We start from the raw sequence: 21389 nt of genomic DNA on the forward strand, positions 1-21389 counted from the left end.
TGGAGAGTTTGTGGATCTTGAATGTAGGGTTAATATTTTGTGCAGTGAATAGCGTTGGCTTTTGTGCACTATGAATAATAAAAACCATTTTTGATGGTGACTAGTTATCTCTATATTCGGTTATCTTTTTTATCAGTGCTCAATAAATATCAATATGTCATCTTTTTGTCATATTGATACTGTAAATATTTATTGTGCTTTAAGATATTTATTAAGCTTAGCTATCACGATTTTGAACATTTATATTGAATAATAAAATGCACTACTTAAATTAATGTGTTCAGAATTTAATTGGGGTTTTATATAAGAAGACTTAATAAAAAGTAGGATGCATTTGTATAGGAAAATAAAACTATACAAAGAACAAAAGGAGTTTATCTATCATGACATTACAATTAAGAATGGGTCGCGTAAAATGGTTTGACAATAACAAGGGTTATGGTCTTATTGTTGCAAGAGATATTGAACAAGAAGTTTATGTCAATAAAAAAGCGATTGCCAATACAAAAAATAAAGCATTAACAGAAGGTCAAGACGTTGAGTTTTCTGTAATCAGAACAGCAGCAGGTTTAGAAGCCGCTGATGTTATTGGATTTTAAATAAGGTTTAGTCTTGTTAAAGTTGTAGATAAAACGGTAGTTTAACATTGAGATTAAATTATCGTTTATGCCTATTTTTAGGTAGGTAGGCAGAAATAGTTTACCACCAAGCTGAATAAGTAATATAAAAGAGTCATTTCGTTAATTAGAATGCAATAAAGATAATAAAAAGGTTAAATTATTATCAATAAAAGCTGAATGTAATTCTTTATTAATGATGTTGCAGACTCAACGATAAAAAGCCACACTAATGTGGCTTTTTTGTTGCTTATAGTAAAAGAGAAAATAATAAATTTATTAATAAATAAAATAATTTTCGAATTATCACTAAACGAGAGGTTTTGAGTATTAACGCTGATCCTTCCTTATGATATCCTTTTGCCATATAAAATGATTAACCCTTGAGAGGGACAAAATGGATCACCGCTTACTTGAAATTATTGCTTGCCCAGTTTGCCACGGCAAACTTATCTTTGATAAAGAAAACTCAGAGCTTATCTGCAAAATTGATCATTTAGCTTATCCTGTTCGTGACAATATCCCCGTTCTTCTGGAGAATGAAGCAAGAGAATTATCACTAGAAGAGGAAAAGTAACTTCATGTTCACGGTCATTATCCCAGGTCGATATGCATCGACCCGTTTACCGGGTAAACCCCTCGCGGATATTCATGGCAAACCTATGATTGTTCGCGTGATGGAACAGGCTATGCGCTCTGGTGCAAACCGCGTCATTGTTGCAACCGATAACTTAGATGTTGTTGCAGCAGTTGAAAAAGCGGGCGGGGAAGCGTGTATGACTCGCGAAGATCACCATTCAGGTACAGAACGTTTAGCAGAAGTCATTGAAAAATATCAATTTGCAGATGATGAAATAATCGTTAACGTACAAGGTGATGAGCCTCTTATTCCACCCGCTATTATTACCCAAGTTGCTGAAAACTTAGCAAATTGTGGTGCAGGAATGGCAACATTAGCGGTGCCTATTGTTGACTCAAAAGAAGCTTTTAATCCTAACGCGGTGAAAGTCGTGATGGATGCAAAAGGTTTTGCACTTTATTTCTCTCGTGCAACCATTCCTTGGGAAAGAGACCGTTTTAATTTATCACATGATGAAATTGGTGAGCATTATCTTCGCCATATTGGCATCTATGCTTACCGTGCGGGCTTTATACGTCGATATATTACTTGGGAACCAAGCCCATTAGAATCTATTGAAATGTTAGAGCAACTGCGTGTGCTGTGGTATGGTGAAAAAATCCATGTTGCAAAAGCATTAGAAGTTCCTGGTGTGGGTGTAGATACACAAGATGATCTTGTCGCAGCAAGAGCGGCATATCGAGCGCTTAACCAAGAATTTTAGTCTTTGAGCGACAACAAATAATATCAACGGCACTTAATTTTAATTAAGTGCCGTTTTTGTCTCAGTCAGCAAAGATATTTTTAATTATTAGCTTTTTTCTTTATCAGATTGATGATCTTCATTTTCAGGAATAGTGGCGGGTTGTCCAGTCGGTTTTATTGATTGCCACATCGATCCTAAAAACTCATACCATGCACGTTCACTGTGTTGAAAATAAGTGGCGGAGGGAAAATATTTCTCCCAAGGATGTAATGGTGAAGTGATAGCCAATTGGTTAGCTGGCGCAACGATAGGGTTCATGCCTCGTGCTAAAAAGAAACGTTCAGCGCGTGCTAAATGGTTGGCAGACGTCACAAGCAAAAATGGTTTCTTTCCAATTAATTTATCAACTTCATAGGCTTCTTCTTCTGTATCTTTCGGTGTTGATAGTGCGATAGTTTTATCCGCAGGTACACCTAAAGATTGTGCCACCTGAGCCGCTACCTCTGCACTACTTATCTGATTAACACCTGCTCCCCCTGTAAAAATCAGTGTCGAATTGGGATTGCGATAATAAAGTCTTACACCTTCAGCAACACGAAACAAACTATTGTTAAGAAGATTAGAACTTGGTGCCCATTCTGGGTTATAAGTAAATCCACCACCTAAAACAACAATGTAGTTCACATCTTGTTGCGAATTTTCTCGTAATTCATAACGAGCTTGATACTCTTTTTCACTTGGCATTAATAGTGTATCGGCAACAGGTTGTATGCCTAGAATAGTTAACAGAACAAGCGCAACAGTGAGTAGGCTTTTTCCGGTTTTTTGCCAACGTGTAAACCAAAGTAGTGCTAATGCAAAAAAGGCGATTAATAAGAGCAAAGGCAAGGGCATCAGAAAGCCTGCAACATATTTTTTGAGCAAAAACAGCATAAATCATCCTAGATTGAGTGAAATACATGCAATTGATAGCGAAAGTTTAGTGAAAACTAGGGGAATTCCAAGACGTTGTGTCAAAATAGCTAACACAACAACGATTCACTAAGTTTTCATCAATAGAAATAAAGAACCGTTTAATTATTTATAAAACGATAAACGTTTGAACGTTAATTTTTTCATTAATAAGCGTTATATTTGTACTGCGCTTTGCGAATAGTCTGATTCATGACTTATTTCTTTAGAGAAAACAGTCAGTATCATAGAACACTGGTAAAATTGCCGTCTTTATTAATGTACAGTGTCTCATATTTTTGAATTTATCAGAACGCAGAGAGCGCAAGTAGTAAGTTGTTATCATGAGGCGTTTTAATGTCAGATCGTAATTTTGACGATATTGCAGATAAATTCTCCCGCAATATCTATGGCACAACAAAGGGTAAAATACGTCAAGCGGTGATTTGGGAAGATTTACAACAATTATTGACCCTTTTACCTAACCGAAGTTTGCGTATTTTAGATGCAGGTGGAGGTGAAGGTTATTTCTCTCGTCAGCTTGCTAAATTAGGACACCAAATTATCTTATGTGATTTATCACAAGAGATGCTTAATCGCGCACAAGAAGCTGCGATTGAAGAGGGTGTCATCGAGAACATGATGTTTATTTGTTGTGCGGCTCAAGAGATTAAAGAGCATATAGATGAAGGGGTTGACTTAATTCTATTTCATGCAGTATTGGAATGGATCACGGATCAGAAAGACGCAGTAAATGTTCTTACCGATATGTTGCTACCTAATGGTATCTTATCGCTAATGTTTTACAATGCGAATGGTATTGTCATGAGAAATGCGATTTTAGGGAATTTTCATCTGGCAAATCCTGAGATCCCACGTAGAAGAAAAAAATCGCTATCACCTCAAAATCCATTACAACCAGAAGATGTTTATCAATGGTTAGATGAGTTTTCGATGACAATATTGGGAAAAACGGGTGTTCGTGTTTTCCATGATTATTTGCAAAGTCGTCAGTTACAAAATAAAGATTTTCCATCGTTGCTTGCATTAGAGCAACGATATTGTCGGCAAGAGCCCTATATCAGTCTGGGGCGTTACATTCATGTCATGGCACAAAAGCGTGTAAATTAAGGATGTACTATGAGTGATTTTACCCAGACCGTTCCTGAGTTAGTGTCTTGGGCGAGAAAAAATGATTTCTCAATCTCACTGCCACCAGAAAGATTAGCTTTTTTGATGGCTGTCGCTGTATTAAACAGCGAGCGCCTTGATGGCGAAATCAGTGAAGGGGAGTTAATTGATGCCTTTAGGGAAGTGTGTAAAGGCTTCGAACAACCAGCAGAATCAATACAAGTTCGCGCGAATAATGCCATTAATGACATGGTAAAGCAGCGGCTTTTTAACCGTTTTACCAGTGAATTGGTAGAAGGTAATGCAATATACCGTTTAACCCCGTTGGGTATTGGAATTAGTGATTACTATATTCGCCAACGCGAATTTTCATCATTGCGCTTATCTATGCAACTTTCTATTGTGGCGGGTGAGCTTGATTCAGCGGCAAGCTCTGCTGAAGACGGCGGTGATGAATATCATTGGCATCGTAATGTTTTCGCGCCTCTAAAATATTCAGTGGCGGAAATTTTCGATAGCATTGATTTATCTCAGCGAATTATGGATGAGCAGCAAAATACAGTAAAAGAAGATATTGCTGCGTTATTAAACCAAGATTGGCAAGCGGCTATTTCAAGCTGTGAACAGCTGTTATCTGAAACATCTGGTACATTAAGAGAGCTACAAGATACGCTTGAAGCAGCTGGCGACAAACTTCAAGCCAATCTCTTACGTATTCAGGAAGCAAACATGAATACGGGCCATGTTGAGCAAATAGATACATTAGTATTTGAACTTCAAAGTAAGTTAGACCGCATTATTAGTTGGGGTCAGCAATCTATTGATTTATGGATTGGATACGACAGACATATCCATAAATTTATTCGTACAGCGATTGATATGGATAAAAATCGTATTTTCTCTCGCCGTTTACGTCAATCCGTACAAACCTATTTCGACAACCCGTGGGCATTAACTTACGCTAATGCTGATCGGTTGTTTGATATGCGTGATGAAGAACTGGTTCTACGTGATGAAGAAGTCACGGGTGAGTTACCCGAAGAGCTTGAATATCAAATGTTCAGTGAAGTGAACGAACAGATAGCGCAATGGGTAGAGCAAGAGCTTGCTTCTTACAAATTAGAACAAAGAGCATTAGATCTCAGTTCAGTGTTAGTTGAATATCTTAATCGTTATCCGCAACAGAAACATTTCGATGTTGCACGTATTGTCATTGATCAAGCAGTACGATTAGGTGTAGCGAAAGCTGAGCTCGCAGGATTACCTGCAAAATGGTCAGAAATTAACGAATATGGAGCTAAGGTACAAGCGCATGTCATCGATACATACTGAACAATTTATGCCAGCAAAACTGGCGCAGGCATTAGCGAACTCACTTTTTCCTGAACTGGATAGCCAGTTACGTGCAGGTCGACATATCGGTATAGACTCTCTGGATAATCATGCTTTTTTGATGGATTTTCAAGATGAGTTATCAGACTTTTATGCGCGTTATAACGTCGAATTAATCCGAGCGCCAGAAGGATTCTTCTATTTGCGACCGCGTTCAACCACACTTATTCCACGTTCTGTCCTCTCTGAAATGGATATGCTGGTGGGGAAAATTCTTTGTTATCTTTACCTTAGCCCTGAGCGGTTAGCCAATCAGGGAATATTCACCGTTCAAGAGCTGTTCGATGAATTAAGAACATTAGCAGATGAAACCAAACTTTTACGTTTAGTGAATCAACGCTCAACAGGTTCTGATCTTGATTTGCAAAAATTACAAGAAAAAATAAGAACCTCGTTAAATCGTTTACGTCGTTTAGGCATGATTTCATTCTTATTAAATGATATGCAGCGTTTCTCGATCACAGAATCTGTTTTCCGTTTTGGTGCAGATGTGCGTAGTGGTGATAATCCGCTTGAGGCTCAAATGCGCATGATCCGTGATGGTGAAGCAATGGCGCTTGAAGATAGCTCAGAAACACTTAACGACGATGAAGAAAATGAAGATGAGCAATTACAATCCAGTGAAGATGATGCGGAGGGAGAAAATAAATGATTGAACGGGGAAAATTTCGCTCATTAACACTTATCAACTGGAATGGGTTCTTTGCTCGTACTTTTGATTTAGATGAGTTGGTGACTACGTTATCAGGTGGTAATGGTGCGGGTAAATCAACCACTATGGCTGCATTTATCACAGCTATGATCCCTGATCTTACTTTGCTTCATTTCCGTAATACCACAGAAGCAGGATCGACAAGTGGATCTCGTGATAAAGGGTTATACGGGAAATTGCGCCCTGGTGTGTGTTATGCCGTATTAGATGTGATCAACTCGCGTCACTTACGTGCTGTGGTCGGTGTTCGCTTACAGCAAATTGCAGGACGTGATAAGAAAGTTGATATCAAACCCTTTATGATCCAAGGGCTGCCAATGGCAGAAAATCCAACAGAAATTTTAACGCAAGCTGTTGCAGATCGCCAAGCCCGTGTTTTACCGCTTAATGAATTAAAAGAAAAAGTTGAAGCCATTGATGGGGTTGTTTTTAGACAATTTAACTCTATCACTGATTTCCACGCGGTGATGTTTGATTTAGGGGTTATTCCTAAACGTTTACGCTCAGCAAGTGATCGTGCCAAATTCTATCGTTTAATTGAAGCCTCATTGTATGGCGGTATTTCAAGTGCGATTACACGCTCTTTACGTGATTATTTACTACCTGAGAATAGTGGTGTAAGAAAAGCTTTCCAAGATATGGAAGGCGCATTACGTGAAAACCGAATGACGCTTGAAGCTATTCGAGTCACTCAATCTGATCGTGACTTATTTAAGCATTTAATTACAGAAGCGACATCTTATGTTGCAGCTGACTATATGCGCCATGCTAACGAACGACGTGTTCACCTAGATGAAGCTTTAGAAGTACGTCGTGAATTATGGAGTCAGCGTAAATCCATTAATAACGAAGCGTATCGTTTTGTTGAAATGGGGAAAGAGCTAGAAGAGCAACAAGCGTTATCTTCTGATCTTGAAGCCGATTATCAAGCGGCAAGCGACCGACTAAACTTAGTGCAAAATGCGGTTCGCCAACAAGAAAAAATTGACCGCTATGTTGCCGATGTCGAAGAAATCACTTTTCGCTTAGAAGAACAAAGTGAAGTTGTTGAAGAAGCAGCTTCTAAGAAAGAAGAGCTTGAAGCGCGCGTGGAGTCTGCTGAAGAAGAAGTTGATGAACTGAAAAATCAGTTGGCAGATTATCAACAAGCATTAGACGTACAACAGACGCGTGCTATTCAATATCGTCAAGCTGTACAAGCGTTAGAGCGCGCTAAAGCACAGTGTGATATTGCGGATTTAGACGAGAAAAATGCTGAACAATGGGCTGAACGTATTCAAGCCAAAATTCAAAACATTACGCATTCATTACTCTCTATGGAACAGAAACTCAATGTTTCTGAAGCGGCTAAAACGCAATTTGATCAAGCCTATAAACTGGTAAGTTCAATTGTAGGTGAGGTTGAACGTCAAAATGCATGGGATGCGGCAAAAACAGCATTACGTGAATGGTCTTCTCATCGACATCAAGCGGATAGGGTTCATCCTATTCGCATGCAGTTGGCAGAATTAGAGCAACGCCTGCATCAACGAAATAGTGCAGAGCGCCAGCTTGAAGAGTTTAACAAACATCATGGCAAGTCGATGGAGCCTGATGATTTGTTAATTCTTCAAGATGAGTTAGAAGCCAAAATTGAAGAGCTTAGCGATTATGTTAATGAGTCTGGCGAACACCGCATGCAAATGCGCCAAGAGTTGGATCAACTTAAACAACAAATTGAAAAGCTGAAAAAACAAGCACCCGCATGGCTTGCTGCACAAGATGCGTTAACACAATTATGTGAACAGACTCGTCAATCTTTTGAAACGGGTCATCAAGTAACGGAATATATGCAACAGTTACTTGAGAAAGAGCGTGAAGCAACCGTATTACGTGATGAAACTGCAACTCGTAAACAGCAGATTGAAGCACAAATTGAACGTTTAAGTCAGCCAAGTGGTGCAGAAGACGGACGTTTAATTACATTAGCGGAACGTTTTAATGGTGTTTTATTATCAGAAATTTATGATGATATTACGTTAGACGATGCGCCTTATTTCTCTGCATTATATGGCCCTGCACGTCACGCAATTGTTGTGCAAGATCTCTCGTTGATTCAGGAACAATTAGAAACATTAGAAGATTGCCCTGAAGATCTCTATTTTATCGAAGGTGACCCACAATCTTTCGATGATAGTGTATTTAATGCTCAAGAGATGGATAAAGCGGTTCTTATCAAAAGTACTGATAGACAATGGCGTTATTCTCGCTACCCTGAAATTCCGCTTTTTGGTCGTGCTGCGCGTGAAAATCAATTAGAAATTTTATCGCGTCAGCGTGATGAACTTTCTGAGCTTTACGCAACACAAGCTTTTGATGTACAGAAGATCCAACGTGCCCACCATGCCTTTAGTCAGTTTGTGGGACAACATATTTCTGTGGCATTTGAGGCTGATCCTGAAGAGAATATTCGCCAGCTTAATCAACGACGTAACGAGCTAGAAAGAGCGTTAGCGCAATACGAAGAGAGTACTCAACAACAGCGTCAACATTATGCACGTACTAAAGAATCGCTGAATCTTCTTAATAAACTTATTCCTCAAGTTAATATCTTGATGGATGAAACTCTGATTGATCGTGTTGAAGAGTTACGCGAAGAGCTGTATGCCGCTGAAGAGTCAATGCGTTACTTACAGCGTCACGAAAAAGCATTAGCAGCATTAGAGCCTATCGCTTCAATCTTGCAAAGTGATCCACAAGCGCATGAACAATTAGCGCAAGATTACGAGCAAGCAAAAGCAGAGCAACAACGTTATCAGCAACAAGCTTTCTTACTGGTGGAAGTGGTACAGCGTCGCCCACACTTTAGTTATAGTGATGCCGTTGAGATTGTCAGTGAAAATAGTGATCTTAACGAGAAGCTACGTCACCGTTTAGAGATGGCAGAAACAGAACGTGCTACGGCAAGAGAACTTTATCGTCAGCAACAAGCTCAATGTGCTCAATTTAATCAAGTACTTGCCTCATTAAAAAGCTCTTTTGACACTAAATCTGAATTGCTCAGAGAGCTTGAGCAAGAGATGAGTGATACGGGTATCCAGATTGATGTTGGTGCTGAAACAAGAGCAAAAGAGCTACGTGACCAGCGCTATTCTGCGGTAAGTGCAAACCGTACTCGTATTAGTCAACTTGAGCGTGATATCGCATTGAGTGAAGCAGAGCGAGATAATCTCACCAAGAAAATTCGTAAACTTGAGCGTGATTACGTTCAAATTCGTGAGCATGTTGTGAGTGCAAAAGCGGGTTGGTGCGCGGTTATGCGATTAGTGAAAGAAAATGGTATGGAGCGTCGCTTACATCGACGAGACTTTGCTTATCTTTCTGCTGATGAGCTACGTTCAATGTCGGATAAAGCGTTAGGTGCTTTACGCCAAGCGGTTGCTGATAATGAATATTTACGTGATGCGTTACGTCGCTCAGAAGATGCGAAATATCCAGATCGTAAAGTTCAGTTCTTTATTGCGGTATACCAGCATTTAAGGGAACGTATTCGTCAAGACATCATTAAAACTGATGATCCGGTTGATGCAATTGAACAGATGGAAATCGAACTTGCTCGCTTAACTGAAGAGTTAACTAGTCGTGAGCAAAAATTAGCGATTAGTTCACGAAGTGTCGCGAATATTATTCGTAAAACTATTCAGCGTGAGCAAAATCGTATCCGTATGTTAAACCAAGGTTTACAAGCAGTTTCATTTGGTCAGGTGCGAGGTGTCCGACTCAACGTCAATATTCGTGAAAGTCATCAAGTGTTATTGGATGTGTTATCTGAAGAAGATAACCAGTATCAAGATCTATTTAAAAACCAAAACCTTACTTTCTCTGAAGCAATGGCGAAGCTTTATCAGCGTTTAAACCCTCAAGTGGACATTGGTCAACGTATGCCACAAACCGTGGGTGAAGAGCTGTTAGATTACCGTAATTACCTTGAAATGGATGTTGAAGTTAATCGTGGACCAGAAGGTTGGTTAAAAGCAGAAAGTGGTGCTTTATCAACAGGTGAAGCGATTGGTACGGGGATGTCAATTCTGGTTATGGTGGTACAAAGCTGGGAAGAAGAATCGCGACGTTTAAGAGGAAAAGATATCTCTCCTTGTCGTTTACTCTTCCTCGATGAAGCTGCGCGTTTAGATGCGAAATCTATTGCAACGTTATTTGAGCTTTGCGACCGTCTTGATATGCAGTTAATTATTGCGGCACCAGAAAATATCAGCCCAGAAAAAGGAACAACCTATAAATTAGTGCGTAAAGTGTTCAACGGCACTGAACATGTACATGTTGTTGGCTTAAAAGGTTTTGGTCAACAGGCTGAAAAAGATAAAATCGGATCATCAAATGTTGCTGAAATAACAGAATAATTTTATCCCATTATTAGCCTCAAAAGGGCAAGAATAAAGGCGCTGCGGGCTTATGCTTATAGCGCCTTCTTTTTTCAAAGTGTTACATAGATCAAAAAATGAAAGCAAATTAACAAAAAAATGAAATTTTAAGTGGTATAACGTGCGCCATATCTCATTTAAATGTAATCATGATGTTTATGATTGTTCCCGTATGTGATTAATATAAAAATTTAAAGGAAAAAGAATGCGTAAAGTCACGTTAGCTTTTAGTGCAATTGCTTTAGCGTTAAGCTTAAACGGCGCAGCAATGGCAAAAGTACATCTACCAGAAGTTGTTAGCCCAGGTGTTACTGTTGCACAACTTGCACAACAACAACCAATTCATTGGGTTTCTGTTGCTGATATTGAAAAAAGCCTTGCAGGTCAAGCGCCGATGGCGGTTGGTTTTGATATTGATGACACCGTTCTGTTCTCAAGCCCTGGTTTCTACCGTGGTAAACTAGAATACTCTCCAAACGATTTCAGCTACCTGAAAAACCCAGAATTCTGGAACAAAATGAATAATGAGTGGGATAAATTCAGTATGCCTAAACAAGTCGGTATCGATCTTGTTCAGATGCACCTAAAACGTGGGGATACTGTTTATTTCATTACTGGTCGTACTCAAACTAAAACTGAGACTGTGACCAAATATGTACAAGAAGGCTTAAACATTCCTGCTGATAAAATGCAGCCGGTTATTTTTGCTGGTGACCAACCTGGCGCAAATAACAAAGTAAGCTGGATGCGTGATCATAAACTGAAAATTTACTACGGTGATGCTGATGCTGATATCGCAGCAGCAGATGAACTGAATATCCGTGGTATTCGTATTCTGCGTGCGGCTAACTCTTCTTACCAACCACTGCCAAAAGCAGGCCAGTTTGGTGAAGAAGTTGTTATCAATTCAGAGTATTAATCTTTACCCTTTGTTTACCTTTATTTGTAAGGCGTAGGAAACTGCGTCTTTTTCTATTTTAAAATACCTTCCATTTAAATAATCTTATTTATCTATTCACAATTCTTTATTATTTCCTGAATGCTTATTTTCAATATGTCTATTTTTTGTTCTTTTATTGTATCTTTAATTTAAATTATATATTTGAATATAAAAGTAGCTAGATAGTCTTTTTTTGATTAAATAAAACCAAATTTCTATCAGGGGCTTACAAAACTTTAAAAATATTAGTTTATTCCTATAAAACTCTTTGCCTAGCTCATCTAATATTCTAGGATACCAAAATAATAATAAGGAATGAGGGTAGAGGATTTATGGCGCATCAACCAATTAAAAGAGCAATCGCATATTCAGTTGTTATAGGTACACTCCTTTCTGGTCATTATGCAATAGCCACAGAAACAGAGTCGGTGACTTTATCTACACCCGAAACAGAAAACGCAACATTGGTTCCTGTCACTAGTGAAGTTATGCCAGCACCTGCAATTGTAGTTATGAAGGTTCCACAATTGACTGAGTTAGCAGTAAGAACAAAACTACAATCATGGAGCTCAACGGGATATAAACCGTTATATTTAAATCAGTTAGTGAAAGTTTACCAAGCAAGTGATTTAGCATTAATCTGGCAAGATGAAAAAACAGTACAGCAATTACAGCAACAAATTGCTGAAGTGGCGATGTCGGGAACCCAACCTCAATTTGGGCAATGGTTAATACAACTAGAGTCGCCTGAATTAACAAAAGAAGCACGCGACCTTATTTTATCAGATGCTTTTTTAGGCTATATCAGTTTTGTTGAGCAAGTAAATAAATCAGGTATATCTTTACTGTATCGAGATGTGATGCAAACATTACCATCACCAACTGATAAGTCAGTCGTGGAATTACAGCAAAATATTCAAAATAACACCTTAGGTAGCTTTGTTATTTCTTATGCACCGTCTCATCCTTATTACGCCTTAATGAAAGAGGAAGTGCGAAAGCAGTTACATAGTTCAGTTGTTTGGCCAGAAATGAAAGGAACAACATCATTAAAGCCAAATCAATCATCACAAGAAGTTGTACCGCTGAGACAGATTTTACGTAATTTAAAATTAATTCCTGAGTTGGCAGCGAATGAGCAGGAAATTGTGACAACCGTTTATGATGCGCCTTTAGTTGCGGCTGTTAAATTATTTCAAACTGCTCATGGATTAGAGCCGGATGGTGTTATTGGGCGACAAACGCGAGTGTGGTTAAATATAACACCAGCACAGCGCGCTAGCATTATGGCATTAAATATTCAACGTCTTCGCCTGACGCCAGCCATTGGTGATACTGGAATTTGGGTTAATATTCCTGATTTCTCGCTCTATTTTTATGCCAATAACGAGCTTATTCTCGACTCAAAAGTCATTGTCGGTCGCCCAGATAGAAAAACACCGATTATGAGTAGTGCACTAAATAATGTAGTGGTTAACCCACCTTGGAATGTGCCAACAAGCATGACTCGTAAAGATATTGTGCCTAGAGGTAAAGCAGATCCTAGTTACTTTAGTCGTAAGGGATATACCATTTATTCAGGGTGGGGAAATGATGCTTATCCTATTAACCCTTACGATATTGATTGGCAAAATATGAGTGCTAATAACTTCCCTTACCGAATTTGGCAGGCTCCGGGACCAACAAACTCATTAGGCCGTTATAAATTTAATATGCCAAATTCAGATGCGATATATCTGCACGACACACCAAATCATTCACTGTTTTCAAAAAATATGAGGGCAATCAGTTCAGGCTGTATTCGTGTTAATAAAGCCTCTGAACTTGCTTCAATTTTATTGGGCGATGCGGGATGGAAACAAGATAGAATTGATGCGGCACTAAAACGTGGTTCAACACAATATGCGCCAATTCCTGAACGTATTCCGGTTTATTTATATTATCAAACAGCATGGGTGGCTCAGGAAAATGCACCTCAATATCGTGCAGATATTTATGGTTATGACAAAGCCACGACTAATGCACAACCTTATTTAGAGAATATTAAGAAATACTTGTGATATAAATAAATATAAATTGAATAAAGGGTAGCTAATTTGGCTATCCTTTATTTTTATATAAATCAATAAGATGAAATTATTCTCTTATGATTATTAATAGGGTAATTAAAAATATAATAAATTATAAAATATTTTTAAAATTTCCATTAAAAATAGAATGATAAAAATGGAATTTAGTATAAATAACTAAACTTATAAAATTACTAATGGCATTAAATTGAAATGAAGTGTTATTTACAATACTATACAAACTGTAAGAAACAATTCGAGAAAAATATTGTCATAATAAAGGTTCTTCTTCCGGAAATAATTTTTTGAGTGCATATACTATGGATATTATTGATTCACATCGCCGTAAATGGCTGGGGCTTGGTATGGCCGCAGTGGGGTTAGGGTTATTACCTTCTCATGCATTTGCTTCACTAGCGACACCTCGTCCAAAAATCCTTCGCTTTAATAATTTAAATACAGGTGAAACTATTAAAGCCGAGTTTTTTGATGGAAAACGTTATAATAAACATGAGCTTGCTAAACTAAATCATCTCTTTAGAGATTACCGTCAAAACAAAATAAAAACGATAGATCCTGCACTGTTTGACCAAATCTACTTATTGCAAGTAATGCTTAATAACAATAAACCCGTTGAGCTTATTTCAGGTTATCGTTCTTTAGTGACAAATAATAATCTACGTCATAGTAGTAGCGGAGTGGCAAAGAAGAGCTATCACACGCGTGGTCAAGCAATGGATTTTCGTTTAGTCGGCACTGATCTTTCTAAAGTGCGTCAAGTTGCATTAAGAATGAAAGCAGGTGGTGTAGGCTATTATCCAAAAAGTAATTTTGTACATATTGATACAGGGCCTGTCCGCTCATGGTAATCTATTGAGAATTAGATAATAAAGAGTGGAGTGATTCATGATGTATCACATTGTACCTGTGACAAACTATATGCAAAATTGCACCCTTATTTGGTGTGATGAAACGAAGGAAGCAGCAATTGTTGATCCCGGTGGTGATGTTGAAACGTTAATTGCAGAAATAGAAGAACGCCAATTAACATTGACCAAAGTATTATTAACACACGGACACTTTGATCATATTGCAGGCACCTCACAAATTGTTGAGCACTTCAATGTCCCTGTTTACGGTCCTCATAAAGATGATAATTTCTTATTAGAAGAATTAGAACAACAGTGCCGTATGTTTAATTTCCCTTGCGGAAAATCATTTACACCAGATAGTTGGTTAAATGAAGGTGATACCGTCACGATAGGTAAAACAATTTCGTTATCTGTCTTACATTGCCCTGGTCATACTCCAGGACATGTTATTTTTGTTAATCATCAGAATAAACTTATCTCTATGGGAGATGTGTTATTCAAAGAAAGCATTGGTCGTACTGATTTCCCTCGTGGAAACCATGCCGATCTTATTGCTTCAATCAAAAATAAAGTATTACCTTTAGGCGATGATTATCTGTTTATTCCGGGACATGGTCCTATGTCTAATTTAGGGCATGAACGCCAATATAATCCTTTTTTACAAGATGAAATGCCAATCTGGTAATACTGATAATATCCATTAATTAACGAAAAGCTCTTTATTATAAAGGGCTTTTTTTATGAATAAAAAAAGTGTGGTTTATCTTTCTTTTATATCAATAAAAATGCCATGTTATTTAATAACATGGCATTTATCTTAATTACACTTTAGAAGGCAATTAGAGTACAGCTACAATGGCTTCGCACAGTGGAACCATATTCTCAAGGGTTAAACCTGCAACGTTAATACGGCCTGAACCCACGATATAAATACCATATTCAGCACGTAAACGCTCAACTTGCTCTTTATTTAAACCACTAAATGAGAACATCCCATTTTGGTCAATAATAAAGCTAAAGTCTTGCTTGGCGCCTTTTTCTTGTAGCGTTGTTACTAACAATTGACGCATACGCTGAATACGTTCACGCATGGTTGTGAGTTCTTCAATCCACTCTTCTTTTAACTCTGGGTTAGAAAGAATCGTCGTTACCACTGAAGCGCCGTGTGCTGGTGGGTTAGAGTAGTTTGCACGAATAATGGCTTTTGCTTGGCTAAAGGCTTTTTCCGCAGTCTCACTGTCTTTTGTGACAATAGTACATGCGCCTACACGCTCATTATAAAGGCCGAAATTTTTAGAGTACGAACTTGCGACAATAAGCTCAGGATTTTTTTCTGTAAAGAGGCGTAAGCCTTGGGCATCTTCTTCAAGACCACGCGCAAAACCTTGGTATGCAAAGTCAAAGACAGGTAGCCAGCCTTTTTCTGCTGATAAGGCTGCTAATTGGCGCCATTGTTCTTCTGTTGGATCAATACCGCTTGGGTTATGACAGCATCCGTGGAATAACACTACGTCGCCAGCCTGTGCATTAGCAAGGCTTGCCAGCATGCCTTCAAAATCTAACCCGCGATTTTCAGCATCATAATAATCATAATTACAGATCTCAAGACCTGCAGTTTGGAAAATATTATTATGGTTAGGCCAAGTTGGATTACTGATCCAGACACGTTTTGCTGTTGTTTGCTGAGCAATGAAATCAGCGGCGATACGTAAAGCGCCAGTACCACCCGGTGCTTGAGCTGTGCGTGCGCGCTTTTCAGAGATAATAGGATGTTGTTCACCAAACAGAAGTGCTTGGGTCACATTGCCAAATTCAGGGATACCGCTAATAGGAAGGTAGTTTTTAGTGGTTTCGTTTTCTAACAGGTATTTTTCTGCTTTCTTAACAGTGGTTAAAACAGGAGTTTTGCCTGTCTCATCCTTGTAAACACCAATTCCTAAATTAATTTTGTTTTCACGAGGATCAGAACGGAAACTATCAGCTAAACCCAGAATAGGATCGGCTGGTGCAGCAATGATTTTCTCAAACATAGTGTAATTGTTCCCTAAGCTCAAAACGAAGCCGAAATATGAGTATCAAGAGTAACGCTATGAGGCCTTTTTGCCAACTGTTTGTAGTGAAATTAACAAGAAGTTGTGAACTAAGTGAGAATAAATAGCAAATCAAGATGTAAATAAGTGAATATCCTGTGATTACATTAACATATAAAAATTATCACTAAAAACACCTAATTGTTTAGTATGATAAACTTTTTGATAATTTGAAAAATAAAGAAAAGGGGGGATATTTTTAAGCGAATAAATAAATGGCGTGTTGTGATGGTTAAATTGTATAAATAAAAAAGCAACACCGAAGTGTTGCTTTTCAAATCAATTAACTTGACTGTTTAATTACCTATAAGCGGTAATTAGAACTGATAAGTCAGACCTAAACCAACTACGTTGTCGTCGTTGATGCCCAGTTTGTTATCAGATTTCAGCAGGTTGATTTTATAGTCAACAACTGCAGTCATGTTTTTGTTAAATTTGTAGAAAGAACCTACAGAGATATATTTAACTAAATCTTCATCACCAACATAAGCAATACCAGTGTCTGTTGTTTGGTTCAGATTTTTACCTTTAGATTGAACATAACCTAAAGATGGTTTCAGACCTAAGTCAGCAAAGTCATACTGTGCAGTTAACTCGATGTTTTGAGTTTTGTTAGCAATGCCTTTATTGAAGCTAGTCATGTTACGGGTTTCACCGTACATAGCTGCTAAGTAAACATTGTTAGCTGCAAATTTAGCACCAACGTTCCATGCTTCTGCACGAGAACCTTTAGCAGTGCTGTTATCTTGTTGCCAAGAAGTACGAGCAGAGCTTGAATAACCACCACCCAGAGTTACGCCCCAGCCTAAATTATAAGCTGTAGAGAAACCAAAGCCGTCACCATTAGCTTTTTTACCATCACGTTTGTTGATAGTATTTTCGTTGTTTTTACCTTGATATTGCAGAGCAAAGTTCAGGCCATCAACATAACCAAACATATCAGTGTTACGATAAGTTAAAACACCGGTAGTACGGCTAGTCATGTAAACGTCAGTTTGTGCCATGGAGTCGCCGCCCCATAAAGGCAGAACGTCTGTCCATGCGTTGGTGTCGTAAATTACACCGTAGTTACGACCGTAGTCCAGTGAACCGTAATCTGCAAATTTAAAACCAGCGTAAGCAAAACGAGCACGTGAATCAGTATCACCTTCAGTATTGCTTGTGCGGATTTCATATTCGAAACGACCAAAACCAACTAAATCTTTATTGATTTGAGTTTCGCCTTTGAAGCCGATACGTGCACGAGATGCATCACCGTCTTCACCTGAATCTTTATCAGCGAAGTAATGACGAACGTCAACTTTACCGTAGATGTCTACTTTGTTGCCGTCTTTGTTATACATTTCAGCTGCGTTTGCTGCACCAGCAAACATTAAAGCTGGGATTACCACTGCAAGAAGATTGCGCTTCATCATTATTATTACCCTCATTGGTGTTATTCAGACACCTTTGCCACTGCCAGAAATAGTTTCTTAATTTTTATGGAACTATTTATGAGAGTTAAGTGTCGTCTGTGTCGGGAGACAGTGTTCCATTGGTAAAAAATTTTATCTACCCCCAATTTGCTACAAAAACGAAAAAAGTGTAACAAATTGTAACTATGTATTTCAAAGTGTGTATTTCGGGGAACTTTTGAATCAAATAACAGCCATGCATAAAAAAAGCCAACCTTGTGGTTGGCTTCTTCACTTAAGTTAAACTTGTGCAATAAAACAGCAGTGCAAATTTTTAGCTGAATACTAATTAATCACTAAATTAGAAATCAGCATTTCTTGGTGTACGAGGGAATGGAATAACTTCACGAACGTTTGCGACACCCGTCACATAAGCAACTAAACGTTCAAAGCCTAAACCAAATCCTGAGTGAGGTACGGTGCCATAACGACGCAGGTCGCGATACCACCAGTAGTCTTCTTTGCTCATTCCCATTTCGTCTAAACGTTTATCAAACATATCTAAACGCTCTTCACGTTGAGAACCACCGATGATTTCACCAATTCCTGGCGCTAACACGTCCATTGCTGCAACTGTTTTACCATCTTCATTCATGCGCATATAGAATGCTTTGATATCTTTCGGATAGTTTTTCACAACCACAGGCGCTTTAAAGTGTTTCTCTGCAAGATAGCGCTCATGCTCAGAAGAGAGATCAACACCCCAGTAAACTGGGTTTTCAAATTTCTCACCACAGTTTTCAAGCACAGTGACCGCATCGGTATAGTCAATTTGAGCAAAATCAGAGGTAATAAAGTTCTCTAAGCGTGTGATAGCGTCTTTATCGACACGTTGTGCAAAGAACTCCATATCATCTTTACGCTCTGCTAATACAGCTGCAAAGGTGTATTTCAGCATTTTTTCAGCAAGGGCTGCAATATCGTTAAGATCAGCAAATGCTACTTCAGGCTCTACCATCCAGAATTCAGCGAGGTGACGACTGGTATTTGAGTTTTCAGCACGGAATGTTGGGCCGAAGGTGTACACTTTGCTTAATGCAGAGGCGTAAGTTTCACCATTTAGCTGACCAGAAACAGTTAAAAACGCTTCACGGCCAAAAAAGTCTTCACTGAAATCGACTTCGCCTTTATCTGTGCGTGGCAGGTTGTTCATATCTAATGTAGAGACGCGGAACATTTCACCTGCACCTTCTGTATCTGCCGCCGTAATCAGTGGCGTAGAAACCCAGAAGAAGCCTTGTTCATCGAAGAAACGATGTAGTGCTTGTGCTAATGTGTGACGAACACGAGCAACCGCACCAATTAAGTTAGTACGAGGACGAAGGTGAGCAACTTCACGTAGGTACTCAATACTATGACGTTTGGCGGCCATCGGATAAGTTTCCGGATCATCGACCATTCCTACCACAACAACATGAGTGGCTTGAATTTCAAAGTTCTGTCCCTGGCCCGGAGATTCAACAATTTTACCGGTGACTTCCACAGAACAGCCTGTGGTTAAGTGCAGCACTTCATCTTGATAATTCGGTAAATTATTATTAATGATGGCCTGTACTGGATTAAAGCAGGAACCGTCATAGACGGTAAGGAATGAGATACCAGCTTTTGAATCTCTTCTTGTACGTACCCAACCGCGAACGGTGACGTCTTCGCCAACCGCGATACGGCCTTGCAGTACGTCGACTACAGGCGCAACGATCATAAATAAATCTCTCTTCGTTTAATTAAAATAATTGTTTGGTTAATTCACTCTGCCCCTGTCGGACAGTTTTTCTATGTTACTTGCAATAGCGCAGGAAACAAGTAGGAAATTTTAGTTTAAAGAGTCAATAAAGAAGAGAAAAGCTTTTGTATAAAATAAATTGATAAAAATAGGTGAAATATTGATAAAGGCAGGTGTTATGACAAAAGAAAGGGCAATTATTACCCTTTCTTTTATTAATGAAGATTTTTAGCTAATTAACAGGCCTGTTTAACAAGAGGAACGTCAAAGGCTTTGCGTAGCTTGTCAACAAAGTCATTATCGTCACAAATTGTTTTACCTGGGCTATCTGATAATTTAGCCACTGGCTTACCATTACACTCCACCAGCTTAATCACAATATTAAGAGGCGTTATTTCAGGAATGTTACAAGTGAGTCGAGTACCAATACCAAAGATTAGACGAATACGCTTATGGAAATGCTTATAAAGTACGAGTGCTTTTTGAAAATCGAGGCTATCAGAAAAGACTAATACTTTATTCATGGGATCAATGCCCAATTTTTCATAATGCGCGATCGCTTTTTCACCCCATTCAATCGGATCGCCTGAGTCATGACGTAAACCTTGGTAGCTTTCTGCAAAGGCTTTATCAAAATCACGCAAAAACGCATCCATTGTAATGCAATCTGTTAATGCAATACCTAATTGATCTGGATATTCATCTAACCAAGATTGCAAGGCTGCACGTTGGCTATTTGCTAGTTCAGGGCTAATCTGCTGATGAGCTTGAAACCACTCGTGAGCTTGTGTTCCCACAGGAGCTAAATGCATACGCTCAGCTAAATGATAGTTACTTGTACCAATAAGATAAGGGAAATGATTTTTCAGCTCATCCACAATCGCACACTGCACATCATAAGAGAAACGGCGGCGAGTACCAAAATCCATTAATTTAAAATCAGCTAAGTCAATCTGTTGTTCAGCCGCATCACGGTAGAAGATGTCAATTAATTTACGTAGTTGATTAACTGCATCATCAGGCGTGATTTGAGGAGAACGAGCACGATGTACAATTTCACTCACTAAAGCCAACAAAGGAACTTCCCATAGAATAACTTCGCGCCAAGGCCCCGTTATTCTTATCGACAGTTGGTTTTCAGGTATTGTTGAAATTTGGACTTGTTCTGGTTTAAAGCGAAAATGCTTAAACCATTGCAGATAGTCATTTTTGAAAAAGGGGAGGCTCTGAAGATAGTCAAATTCTTCATTCGTTAATGACAAGTCTGCCATCATATTAACTTGATGGCGTAAGGTTGTTGCATATTCACCTAGACGTTCATCACTCCGACAGCGGAACTCAGCAACGACAGGAATATCACTATAATGGTGGTAAACCGCTTGTTGCATGTGGAGCTTATATGCATCGGTATCCAACAGTGATGTAATAATCGGTGTAGCGTCTAAAATCATAGCGCGTCAAGCATCCTCACGGAGCGTTTTTATGTCTGCTAAATCGTTAAGGTTGGAGAGTATACCCGAATATGACGACAAAGCGTCACTATTCAACAATATTTCTCTGCGACATAAAAACAAGCTGTAAAACTTAGATGAGTTTACCACGTTAAACATAATTTGGGAGTATATTAGCATCATTTACCAAATAAATTGATTACATGTATTAATAAACTATTAACATTCTGTTGACTTTTAATGG

16 protein-coding genes are annotated in these 21389 nt (G+C 38.7%); 11 read left to right on the forward strand and 5 right to left on the reverse strand.

Translation table 11 applies throughout. The features are described 5' to 3' along the window. The first annotated feature begins 383 nt into the window (after positions 1–383). The 3 genes from JEP36_RS00485 (at position 384) to kdsB (ending at position 1960) form a co-directional block, all read left to right on the forward strand. Entirely contained in the window at positions 384–599 is a 216-nt protein-coding gene (locus tag JEP36_RS00485) for a cold-shock protein (protein WP_023581324.1), read from the forward strand. A gap of 415 nt (positions 600–1014) precedes the next feature. Next, positions 1015–1194, forward strand: coding sequence for a Trm112 family protein (locus JEP36_RS00490; RefSeq protein WP_004244593.1), 180 nt, complete (start codon positions 1015–1017; stop codon positions 1192–1194). Between the two features lie 4 nt (positions 1195–1198). Further along, positions 1199–1960: a 3-deoxy-manno-octulosonate cytidylyltransferase gene (gene kdsB, locus JEP36_RS00495; RefSeq protein ID WP_072069670.1), complete on the forward strand. Its 762-nt coding sequence runs from the start codon at positions 1199–1201 to the stop codon at positions 1958–1960. 87 nt (positions 1961–2047) lie between these two features. On the opposite strand, the gene elyC is transcribed toward kdsB, so the two are convergent. Then, on the reverse strand, positions 2048–2875 hold the full coding sequence (elyC, locus tag JEP36_RS00500) for an envelope biogenesis factor ElyC (protein WP_198620505.1): 828 nt from the start codon (positions 2873–2875) through the stop codon (positions 2048–2050). Positions 2876–3250: 375 nt separating this feature from the next. Here elyC and cmoM point away from each other — a divergent pair, with 375 nt between their 5' ends. The 8 genes from cmoM (at position 3251) to JEP36_RS00540 (ending at position 15112) form a co-directional block, all read left to right on the forward strand. Then, positions 3251–4024, forward strand: a complete 774-nt coding sequence (cmoM, locus tag JEP36_RS00505; RefSeq protein WP_198620506.1) for a tRNA uridine 5-oxyacetic acid(34) methyltransferase CmoM — start codon at positions 3251–3253, stop codon at positions 4022–4024. Positions 4025–4033: 9 nt separating this feature from the next. Continuing rightward, the gene (mukF, locus tag JEP36_RS00510) at positions 4034–5356 is read left to right on the forward strand and encodes a chromosome partition protein MukF (protein ID WP_198629744.1); all 1323 of its coding nucleotides are present in this window, start codon (positions 4034–4036) and stop codon (positions 5354–5356) included. Next, entirely contained in the window at positions 5337–6068 is a 732-nt protein-coding gene (gene mukE, locus JEP36_RS00515) for a chromosome partition protein MukE (RefSeq protein ID WP_109373531.1), read from the forward strand. The genes mukF and mukE overlap by 20 nt, the downstream gene beginning before the upstream one ends. Beyond that, complete coding sequence (gene mukB / locus JEP36_RS00520) at positions 6065–10525, forward strand: chromosome partition protein MukB (protein WP_198620508.1); 4461 nt, start codon at positions 6065–6067, stop codon at positions 10523–10525. The genes mukE and mukB overlap by 4 nt, the downstream gene beginning before the upstream one ends. 226 nt (positions 10526–10751) lie before the next feature. After that, positions 10752–11465, forward strand: a complete 714-nt coding sequence (gene aphA, locus JEP36_RS00525) for an acid phosphatase AphA (RefSeq protein ID WP_109373533.1) — start codon at positions 10752–10754, stop codon at positions 11463–11465. 353 nt (positions 11466–11818) lie between these two features. After that, on the forward strand, positions 11819–13546 hold the full coding sequence (ldtD, locus tag JEP36_RS00530) for a L,D-transpeptidase (RefSeq protein ID WP_198620509.1): 1728 nt from the start codon (positions 11819–11821) through the stop codon (positions 13544–13546). Between the two features lie 329 nt (positions 13547–13875). Next, positions 13876–14424 carry a DUF882 domain-containing protein gene (locus tag JEP36_RS00535; protein WP_198620510.1) on the forward strand — a complete coding sequence of 183 codons (549 nt, stop codon included), beginning with the start codon at positions 13876–13878 and terminating at the stop codon, positions 14422–14424. Between the two features lie 37 nt (positions 14425–14461). Beyond that, positions 14462–15112, forward strand: a complete 651-nt coding sequence (locus JEP36_RS00540) for an MBL fold metallo-hydrolase (protein WP_196533060.1) — start codon at positions 14462–14464, stop codon at positions 15110–15112. A gap of 154 nt (positions 15113–15266) precedes the next feature. Here JEP36_RS00540 and JEP36_RS00545 read toward each other — a convergent pair whose 3' ends face one another. From JEP36_RS00545 to pncB, 4 genes are all read right to left on the reverse strand, one after another. Further along, positions 15267–16457, reverse strand: a complete 1191-nt coding sequence (locus JEP36_RS00545) for an amino acid aminotransferase (RefSeq protein WP_198620511.1) — start codon at positions 16455–16457, stop codon at positions 15267–15269. Positions 16458–16834: 377 nt separating this feature from the next. After that, positions 16835–17932: a porin gene (locus JEP36_RS00550; protein WP_109373537.1), complete on the reverse strand. Its 1098-nt coding sequence runs from the start codon at positions 17930–17932 to the stop codon at positions 16835–16837. Positions 17933–18272: 340 nt separating this feature from the next. Further along, on the reverse strand, positions 18273–19673 hold the full coding sequence (gene asnS, locus JEP36_RS00555) for an asparagine--tRNA ligase (protein ID WP_160230120.1): 1401 nt from the start codon (positions 19671–19673) through the stop codon (positions 18273–18275). A gap of 257 nt (positions 19674–19930) precedes the next feature. Further along, positions 19931–21145 (reverse strand): nicotinate phosphoribosyltransferase, encoded by a 1215-nt coding sequence (gene pncB / locus JEP36_RS00560; RefSeq protein WP_198629745.1) that lies wholly within the window; start codon positions 21143–21145, stop codon positions 19931–19933. Positions 21146–21389: the final 244 nt, after the last annotated feature.

The organism is Proteus sp. PR00208 (assembly GCF_016238545.1).
Taxonomy (GTDB): Bacteria; Pseudomonadota; Gammaproteobacteria; order Enterobacterales; family Enterobacteriaceae; genus Proteus.